Source organism: Clostridium arbusti SL206, assembly GCF_000246895.1.
Lineage (GTDB): Bacteria > Bacillota > Clostridia > Clostridiales > Clostridiaceae > Clostridium_I > Clostridium_I arbusti.
The window spans coordinates 1-9,370 of record NZ_BAEV01000130.1; the positions used below are offsets into that span (position 1 = coordinate 1).

Genomic DNA, 9,370 nt, shown 5'->3' on the forward strand with positions numbered 1-9,370 from the left:
TATCTCTTTCATATAAGGATAATCTTTTAAATTAGCATATTGCATACCTTCAAGATGTTGATTTATTCTCTCCTCATACTCCATAAGCTTATTTATTCTTGAATAATAATTTATAAATTCTTGTATCTCTTCTTTATTAAATTCAATAGATATATAACCAAATCCTTGAAGCCAATTTTTAACAATAGTTACATTACTTATCTTAATTAATTCAAATCTCTTATTTTTAAATAATCTAATACTTCTCTCAATATCAGCTTTAAATATCCTAGCATAATTTTTTACTGTTTCTCTATTCTTATCATTGACAATCTTTTTTCTATACCATACCTCTCCAAATAACGCCAAAAAGAATCCCATTAGAATTCCAATTATAATGCTATTAAAAGATAGCCTATTTACAATAAACATATCTTTAGAATTTACGTTATTTAATCCTCTATTATATATTACTAAATTAAATACTATAAGTATACATAATAAAATAATTACTACTAAGAAAATATTTTTTTTACCATAATCCAACACTTTTTTAAGATAAAGTTTTTTCTTTAAATTATCTTTATTAACATTAACTTCAATAAGCATATTAACAATCCCTCCTTTTTATTATAAAATAATAATTGTATATCAAACATTATATACATATTATATTATATTTTCTATTTTTTTACAACTCGTGTGATTAAAAATAAGAATTTGATATTAGTTAATTTAACATAATTAGCTTAAATCCTTCCTTCTACACCTATAATATAATTATTGCTGTAAATATTACTGCAATAATACCCAATGTAACAGGTATCACATTCTTTTTAACTATTTCAAAAGGCTCTACATTACAAATTGCTGCAATTGGTACTACACTCCAAGGAATTATCGTTCCTCCACCTATCCATATAGTTATGATCTGACCTAAAGCTGAAAGTGATGCATTACTAATATTTACATTTGAAGAAAAAACCTGTGAAAGAGTTCCGATTAGTGGCAATCCTGAAAATCCAGATCCACCAATCCCAAGCATAGCACTGATAGCAGCATGAATTAATATAACTGAGATTTTACTCATCTTTATATTTTGCGATATATATATACCTATATCTGTTAAAAATCCATTGGTATTTGGTCCAAGTATCTCTTGGGCACTTTCTTTACTACCTAAAAAAAAGAAAGCTCCTATTATAATTATAGGCGCAAAAACCTTCATACTAAACATAAATCCATCTTTTATATATAAGGTTACTTTTCCTAGTGCATTTTTAAACTTATAGTTTATTATAGACGATACACACATTATAATAATTGCCGTTCCACCAATTAATGCTGTAGCATCAGCACCTTTTAATCTAAAAATGTACATTATTATAACATCTGCCATAAAAAAAAGTGGTGTTCCTATGGCAACAACCTTACTACCAAAATTAGAGTTGCTATATATATCTTCAATTTCATTTTTACTTATACTTTTAACCTTTTTTAAATCCATTCCCATAATAATTGCAGAGGATATTATAGTTACAGAACTCATTACTATCCACAATGGGAAACTTGCTTTTACAATTTGAAATGAATCCTGTATATTTGCAGTTTTAGCGGTTATAGCTGGAGCTCCTTGAATAAAATAATCGCTAGAAAGAGCCATACCATTTCCAAATATATCTATGGCAACAGCTGCCCAAATAGCCGGCAATCCACTTTTTATTGCGGCCGGTACCATAAGTGAACCTATAAATGCTACTGCCGGAGAAGGCCAAATAAACCATGAAAATACTAGCATAGTAAATCCCAATATGAAAAATGCTCTTTTTCCATTAACCATAAATTTTCTAATAGGCTTTATCATTATAACGTCTGCCCCTAAGCTAGTTAATGCTTTAGACATAGCATTAACTAAAGCTATAATTATAACAATCTCCAGAAATTCTCTACCAGATGTTACTATGGCTCTATAAATAATTTGAATTGCTCTAAGTACATTATTTCCACTATAAATAAAACCTATAAGAAAAAGTCCAATTATACAAGGAAGAACTACGTCCTTTTTAAAACACATTATTGTAATTATAGCAATTATTACTCCTAAATATACATAATGTATTAATCCTAAATGCATCATAATATACATTTCCTCCTAGCTACAATTGCTCCATTTTCCACATCTATCTCCAAAACATCCACTGCTATTTTTTTCATCCATAATTTTTACAACTTCACATCTGTTTGAGCATCCGTCACATTCAAAACTCCTTGAATTAAAATTTCCACTAGCAGTTTTAAATCCTTTAAAATTAGTTTTAGTAGTACTTTTTTCAATAGTATTTTTTCCAATGATAGCTGCTCCAATAGCACCCATTACGTTATAATACTCTGGAACATATAAATTAACACCCAACTCTTTTTCAAAAGCACGTTTCATTCCAATATTTGCTGCTACTCCACCTTGAAAAAATATTTTTTCCTTTAATTCTTTTCCCTTGGCAATATTATTTAAATAATTTCTTACTAAAGCCTCACACAATCCTCTTATAATATCTTCTTCTTTGTATCCAACCTGTTGTTTATGTATCATATCTGACTCTGCAAATACAGCACAACGTCCCGCTATTCTCACAGGTGTTTTTGATTTTAACGCTAGATTTCCAAACTCCTCTATAGGTACTGAAAGTCTTTCTGCCTGCCTATCAAGAAAAGAACCAGTTCCTGCTGCACATACTGTATTCATAGCAAAATCGGTTACAATTCCATCTTCTAAAATTATTATTTTAGAATCTTGACCTCCAATTTCAATAATAGTTCTTACGTCTTCTTCTATTTCTAATGAAGCTATAGCATGAGCAGTTATTTCATTCTTTACTGAATCTCCTCCAATTAAGAATGAAGCAATTTGTCTTCCACTTCCAGTAGTTCCTACAGATTTAATTTCATCATCTGAATACTTATTCTGCAAAGCCTTAAAACCTTCTTGTATTGTTTTTAACGGATTACCTTTTGTTTTTAAATATAATGATTCAACTACATTCATATCTTTATTTAAAAGTACAATATCTGTACTTACAGAACCAACATCAACACCTATATAATACATTTTTCTTTTCTCCTCTCAAGTAAATCAATAAACGCTTCTATTCTTGTAGCGTATCCAGCTTCACCAGTCATTTCATCAACCACAAGACTCATAATGGGAAAATTTTTATCTTTAGAGATCTGTGGCAATATTGCTTTAGCTACTATTTCTGGCATGCAGCCTAATGGAAATATCTGTATTACGCCATCCATATTATTTTTTTCAGCTAAAACAGTTTCACCTATACACTCTCTTGCATGACCACCAACATATAATGGCAAGTATTCTTTAGATGCTCTTCTTATACTTATTGAATTTGCTTTTAATGGTACTAATGCCGCATCTTTAATCCACCAACTAGGAGTAATTCCCTTCTTAACAGAAATACCATAATCCATAAGTTTATCTTCTATATATAGATTTGCAAAAGGTTCTAATATAGTGTATATTTCTCCTATTATAGCTATCCTAATAGGATCCTTATCTTTATCTATTTTAATATGTTTTAAATTTCTTTTATGCTTTTCTAAAACCTCTATCATTTTTATAGGATCATCACATTTTCCAGCATCTTTTTTACAATTTTGCAGAAGTTTTTTAAATTGCCCTTTTTCCACTTCATATCCAGCTAAGTATCTTGCTGTACCTTCTATATAATCTATAAGTTTTATAACTTTATAAGCATTGAATAGGGCTCTAATTTGTTCATTTCTAGATTTGTTACTTGCTTCTGATATCTTTCCGATTCTTCTTAATAATTCCTTTATTCCTATATCTTTAGGCTGATCTACTACTATTAAGTTAATATTACACCCTGCTTTTTTAAGCGTATTTTTAAACAGTTCGCAATACTCCCCATATCTACACGGTCCACAGCTTCCAGTTATTATAGCGGTGTCTGCACCAGCTTTGTATCCCTGAATTATATTTCCAAACATAATCTTAAATGGAAGACATATTTCATCAGGAGCATATTTTGATCCAATTTCTAGTGCCTCTCTATTACTAAACTCAGGTACAATAAAATCTATACCCATTCCATCAAATAATGCTTTAGCAGCTAAATATGTATTACCTAAATGCGGCATAGTCAATTTCATTAACTACACCTTCTTTCTAACATATCTGTAAAGGCTTCTATTCTAGTTTCCATTCCAGCCTCTCCAGTCTGTTCATCTACTTTAAGTACGAGCATTGGAAAATTATTTAATTTATTCTTTATTAATTCAATTACTATTGAATCAATTCCACAGGCAAAAGAAGAAATATATATTATTCCGTCTACCTTTTTATTATCACCAACATAAGTAGCAAAACCGTAAGAATTTCTTGCAAAAGCCCAAAATGGTCTTTTAAATAATTTATCTACTTCCTCATCTATAGATTTTTTCTCTATATATTCTTCTGTTATAATCCCAATGTTCATATCATTTAGTTTTTTCATTATATCCATATTTACAAAATTATCATATATATTATATGGATGACCTACTAGAGCTATTTTAAGCTTATACTCTTTATCATCTCTACCTACATTAAAAGCTTTCTGAATCTTTAATGAATCTGTGAAAGCTGTTAATATATCCTTTTTATTTTTATTTAACTTTTTCCCTATTTTTCTTGAAAAGTCCCATAATTTTTTTTCGCCGATTCCATAAATGGGCTCACTTATGACCTCTGGTAATTTTGGGATACTATTCTTAACCATTTCTGGTAGTCCACAAAATTTTGGACATATAGATTGCCCTTTATCCACCTCCATAAAACGAGGTATAAATATATAGTCACATTTATCTTTTATTGAAGCTACATGTCCATGGAATATTTTAACCGGCAAACATGCATCATCCACAGAAAATTTCACTCCTAAATCAAGTATTTTTTTATTAGTGTCCTCTGACGTTATAATTTCAGCACCTAATTCATTAAAAAAATTATTTATAAAAGGATAATATTTATAATATAAAAGTCCCTTAGGAATACCTATTTTCATTAAAAACCTTCCCCTTCCTTATTACTTTCCTAGATAATTAACAGATCTCATTATAAATTTTTTACACTTTTCAGGTAAAATATTCATATTCTACTTATAAATTTATTTACATATTATATTTTGTCATCCTACTGAATAAATTTTTAAACATAAATTATCATTATCTAACTATTAGGCATGTGAAAATAAATAGTAAGTCAAAGATACGACGAATATTTTGAATTGAGCAAGGAAGCAGGTTCCAAGGATAGTGGGCTATCTGAGGGTTCTGCTGACGCAGTAGGATTCAAAATAGGCTAGCATACTGACTAGTTATTTATTTGAATATGCCTTAAATGAATAATTGAATATCTGATTGAAAAGCATCTTTTAAGTATTCATCCGCTGTAATGATTTTCACTTCTGGTATAAGCTCCTCTTCTTTAAACCCCATTACTTCCACTGATAATTTACATCCATAAAAACTTACTCCTTTTTTAATTGCACCTTTCATAAAAGCATCTAAACTTGGTGTTTCGGAATCCTCCATCATCTTAACAAGCATTTTTTTCCCAATTCCACTCATATTCATTTTTGAAAGCGGAAGGTTATCTGGTCCTTTAGGTGTAACTATATCAAACATTTTCTCGTAAGCACTTTTATCTTCAATATTCATTTTTTCTGGATCTCTTACAAGGCATAATCCCCAAAAAGCAAAAAAAATAGATACATCAGCGCCTACATTTTTTGCACTATTTGCAAGTATTAATCCAGCTAATGCCTTATCGTAATCTCCACTAAACATTAATAAATTCAATTTTTTATTCATAAACTAACCCTCCTATTATACATATAATAATTAGTATTTAACAAATATAACCTAAACATAATATTTAATTATTATTCTCTTATAATTAGCTAAAAAAGGTTTTTATATTCAAATTTTTAAAAGTAAATATGCCTTATAAGCTTTCAAGAGTGAAAATCCATAAAAATTTATATTAATACTTACAATAATTCATATAGAAATAGGGTTTAACACTAAAACTAAAATTAATTCCAGTGTTAAACCCATTTATTTCATAAATAACAAAAAAGTCCTTCATAAAAGTTATTTTTAAACAATATTCTATTTTCCATATTTATTTAAATAATATTCTTTATTTTTTATAATTTGCGATATAGCATTAACCATTACATCTATCTCATTAAAATCGTTATACATTCCAAAGCTTACCCTAACCATCCCTGGACGTTTTATGGAACTATCTTTTATATAAGCGGCTTCTTCATCCTCTCCTATACCTAGTAGTTTTCTTACATAGGGCTGAGCACAAAAGCATCCATTTCTTACAGCTATACCCCATTCACAGGAAAGTATTTTAGCTGTAATATCATGGGGAATTCCATTAATATTAAATGGAATTATTCCAACCCGAGGACCACATTCTTTAGACTCACAGTATAATTTAACATCTGATAAACTTTTAAACTTATCTATTGAATATTTAACTAGTGAATCTTCATATTGTTTAATATTATTCATACCTAATCTGTTTAAATTTCTAATAGCAGCTACTAGTGCCACTACTCCCATAATATTTGGAGAACCTGCTTCCTCTTTATCAGGAGGCAATTTCCATTCTACGTAGTCATGATTAACTGTCTCTACTGTACCTCCACCTGAATAGTCTGGATCTGCATTTTTAAATGTATCTATTGGACCAATTAGTACTCCTGTTCCAAAGGGTGCATACATCTTGTGAGCAGAAAAGACTAAATAATCAATGTGTTCTTCTGAATTATGTGGTTGCATACACATGGGTGCATGTGGAACAAGTTGTGCTCCATCCACTAAAATTTTTGCACCATATCTATGAGAAATTTTTGCAATAGAATATATTGGGTTCACATATCCTGTTACATTAGATGCTCCAGCTATAGTTACAAGTCTAACCCTTCCCTTATTCTTAATTAATTTATATTCTAAATCCTTTAAATCCAATTTTCCACAGCGATTAACTTTAATGTAATCTATTTTATATTTATTTCTCCAAGGTAAATCATTAGAGTGATGTTCCATATCACTAGCAAGTATCACACTGTCTTTATTCCCATTACACAATGTATTAGATAATTTATTAATAGCTTCTGTAGTATTTTTTACATATATAACGATATCTTTTTTAGAATTTGCACCTACAAAATCCAATACAATTTTTCTTGAGTCCTCATAAATCTTAGAGGATAATAGAGATTTATATCCAACTCCTCTATGAATAGATGAATACCAAGGAGCATAATTAATAATTTTTTTAAGTACAGAAATAAATGGTGGCGTTGTAGCCGCATTATCAAAATTTATAGCTGTTGTTATTTTTCCATTATTTATTGGAATCTTTGTATCTGCACCCACAATTAAATTTCTATATATTGATTTGTAAGAATTATAATACATATTACTGCCCTTAAATATTGATTCATTAGTATTATATTTTTCATTATTATATATTGTTACATTATAAATGGTATTGAATGTGCCTTAGGCACATTCAAATAAATAACTAGTCAGTATGCTAGTCTATTTTGAATCCAACCACGTCAACAGAACCCTCAGATAGCTCACTATCTGAAGAACCTATTTCCTTGTAGGATTCAAAATATACGTCGCATCTTTGACTTACTATTTATTTTCATATGCCTTAATTAAATATTCTAACAAACTTTATTGAATATATATCACAAAGTGTTTGTGTATTAGTTTGAATTTGTTGCAAAATAATATAGCTTATTCCGACTGCTGTCAATATACCTGTTCTATCAGTTAATGTACTTGATCCAATTAAAAATGTAACATTTACTCTTCTTCCAATAATTGTCCTTAAATATCCTGGTGTATATTCTATTCCAAGAACTCTTGGTGATCCAGGTGAATCAGTAAATAGTTCCTGAGCATCATTAAAAGAAGTTATTTGATTTTGAACTGGAGTAACTGATCTCTCATTAAAAATTTGTATGTCTTCATTTTTATTATTTTCTTCTAAAATATTATCTGGAAGAGATATTTCACCATTGTATGCCCCCTCATCATTCTGACTATAGAAACAATCATTACAATATTTATCTGTCATAAGACTTTCCTCCTTAACTAAGCATAAATCTATATTTTATATTAAGTTTGAGCATATAGTTCTGTTGGATTATAGAAGCAATGCTGCCCTACCCTCACTTGAAAAACTCCCGTTCCATTATTCGGAAACTCATTAGGACAGGTTGTAACAAATGGATTAAAATACCATAGAGAATAGCCTATATTATACAATCTATTTCCAGCAAGAGCCCAATCTGCTATTTCATAATGAGTATCATCTGGCGGATTAGCCCATATTGTTTGAGGATTTGGAACTCCACGGAGTACAGATCTTACACAGTCAAATTGACCTTGTTGATATATTACCTTTCTAGGATCACCTTGACCTATTCTTTGATATTCTCCATAAGGTACCCTAACCCTATTCATAATAACAGTGGCTACTCCCTTCATTCCATTTTCACCTTCACCACCGGCTTCACATTTTAATATTCTGGCAATAAGTTCTCTGTCTGAGTACGCCATACTTTTTCACCTCTTAATTAACAAATAGTATAAGATATCAAATTAAATTTCTAGAAAAAATCAACAAATTTTATAGAATACAAATCACATAACTCATTGGTGTTGGTCTCTTCATTTCTTATAATTACATAGCTTATACCTACTTCTTCTAATATTCCTGTCCTATCTTGAAATGAGTTGGTACCAAGTAAGAACTGCATTCTTACTCTTTTACCTATTTGAGTCCTTAAGTATCCTTGTGTATATTGTGTACTATCCACTGGTGGCTCACACCCAGAACAAGTTGCCGGTAAACTTACAGAGGGTACTGTTGTACCTTGGGCTCCTATAGTTCCTGTACCGCCTACAGTACCTGTAGCATCAGTAGGAGTAGTACTAGGAGTGGCAGGAGTAGCAGGAGTAGCATTAATACCTAAAGTACTTCCTACTGGTTGACATTGACATTGCTGTTGTCTGTTATCATTATCATTATCAAATATATCATCTTTCTCCTCTGTAGGTATAATTGGCATTTCTTCTTGTGAAGGATCATGTCTATATAAAGAATTATAATAAGAATTTGGCATCATAAAATTTTCCTCCTAAAATATTAAAACTCACACTAACATATTATTCCTATACAATAATAATGTGCATTCCAATGAAAAGGAAAGTATAAAAAAATAACCAGTGAAGAATAATAAGACATTACTTTCTACTGGTTAGTTTTTTAATTTAA

At 29.8% G+C, this 9,370-nt stretch carries 10 protein-coding genes; all 10 read right to left on the reverse strand.

Annotated elements, in window-relative coordinates; translation table 11 throughout:
• A partial coding sequence (locus tag RH99_RS16520; RefSeq protein WP_010240818.1) for a hypothetical protein occupies nucleotides 1-588 on the reverse strand: 588 nt, incomplete at its 3' end.
• A gap of 160 nt (nucleotides 589-748) precedes the next feature.
• Nucleotides 749-2,116, reverse strand: coding sequence for a hypothetical protein (locus RH99_RS16525; RefSeq protein ID WP_010240820.1), 1,368 nt, complete (start codon nucleotides 2,114-2,116; stop codon nucleotides 749-751).
• A gap of 15 nt (nucleotides 2,117-2,131) precedes the next feature.
• Nucleotides 2,132-3,085 (reverse strand): acyl-CoA dehydratase activase, encoded by a 954-nt coding sequence (locus RH99_RS16530; RefSeq protein ID WP_010240822.1) that lies wholly within the window; start codon nucleotides 3,083-3,085, stop codon nucleotides 2,132-2,134.
• Nucleotides 3,073-4,164, reverse strand: a complete 1,092-nt coding sequence (locus RH99_RS16535) for an acyl-CoA dehydratase activase-related protein (RefSeq protein WP_010240824.1) — start codon at nucleotides 4,162-4,164, stop codon at nucleotides 3,073-3,075. The genes RH99_RS16530 and RH99_RS16535 overlap by 13 nt, the downstream gene beginning before the upstream one ends.
• On the reverse strand, nucleotides 4,164-5,057 hold the full coding sequence (locus RH99_RS16540) for an acyl-CoA dehydratase activase-related protein (RefSeq protein ID WP_010240826.1): 894 nt from the start codon (nucleotides 5,055-5,057) through the stop codon (nucleotides 4,164-4,166). The genes RH99_RS16535 and RH99_RS16540 overlap by 1 nt, the downstream gene beginning before the upstream one ends.
• Nucleotides 5,058-5,388: 331 nt before the next feature.
• Nucleotides 5,389-5,865, reverse strand: a complete 477-nt coding sequence (locus RH99_RS16545; protein ID WP_010240827.1) for a DsrE/DsrF/DrsH-like family protein — start codon at nucleotides 5,863-5,865, stop codon at nucleotides 5,389-5,391.
• Nucleotides 5,866-6,165: 300 nt separating this feature from the next.
• Entirely contained in the window at nucleotides 6,166-7,494 is a 1,329-nt protein-coding gene (locus tag RH99_RS16550; protein ID WP_010240829.1) for an aminotransferase class V-fold PLP-dependent enzyme, read from the reverse strand.
• A 244-nt stretch (nucleotides 7,495-7,738) separates the two neighbouring features.
• Complete coding sequence (locus tag RH99_RS16555; protein WP_010240832.1) at nucleotides 7,739-8,167, reverse strand: hypothetical protein; 429 nt, start codon at nucleotides 8,165-8,167, stop codon at nucleotides 7,739-7,741.
• Between the two features lie 41 nt (nucleotides 8,168-8,208).
• On the reverse strand, nucleotides 8,209-8,652 hold the full coding sequence (locus RH99_RS16560; RefSeq protein ID WP_010240835.1) for a cell wall hydrolase: 444 nt from the start codon (nucleotides 8,650-8,652) through the stop codon (nucleotides 8,209-8,211).
• 50 nt (nucleotides 8,653-8,702) lie between these two features.
• A complete protein-coding gene (locus RH99_RS16565) occupies nucleotides 8,703-9,221 on the reverse strand; it encodes a hypothetical protein (protein WP_010240837.1) in 519 nt (172 codons plus the stop codon).
• Nucleotides 9,222-9,370: the final 149 nt, after the last annotated feature.

Bases quoted from the DNA above. Each gene is read 5' to 3' on its own strand.
- RH99_RS16525 (WP_010240820.1), bottom strand. From the start codon at position 2,116: ATGATGCATTTAGGATTAATACATTATGTATATTTAGGAGTAATAATT.
- RH99_RS16530 (WP_010240822.1), bottom strand. From the start codon at position 3,085: ATGTATTATATAGGTGTTGATGTTGGTTCTGTAAGTACAGATATTGTA.
- RH99_RS16535 (WP_010240824.1), bottom strand. From the start codon at position 4,164: ATGAAATTGACTATGCCGCATTTAGGTAATACATATTTAGCTGCTAAA.
- RH99_RS16540 (WP_010240826.1), bottom strand. From the start codon at position 5,057: ATGAAAATAGGTATTCCTAAGGGACTTTTATATTATAAATATTATCCT.
- RH99_RS16545 (WP_010240827.1), bottom strand. From the start codon at position 5,865: ATGAATAAAAAATTGAATTTATTAATGTTTAGTGGAGATTACGATAAG.
- RH99_RS16550 (WP_010240829.1), bottom strand. From the start codon at position 7,494: ATGTATTATAATTCTTACAAATCAATATATAGAAATTTAATTGTGGGT.
- RH99_RS16555 (WP_010240832.1), bottom strand. From the start codon at position 8,167: ATGACAGATAAATATTGTAATGATTGTTTCTATAGTCAGAATGATGAG.
- RH99_RS16560 (WP_010240835.1), bottom strand. From the start codon at position 8,652: ATGGCGTACTCAGACAGAGAACTTATTGCCAGAATATTAAAATGTGAA.
- RH99_RS16565 (WP_010240837.1), bottom strand. From the start codon at position 9,221: ATGATGCCAAATTCTTATTATAATTCTTTATATAGACATGATCCTTCA.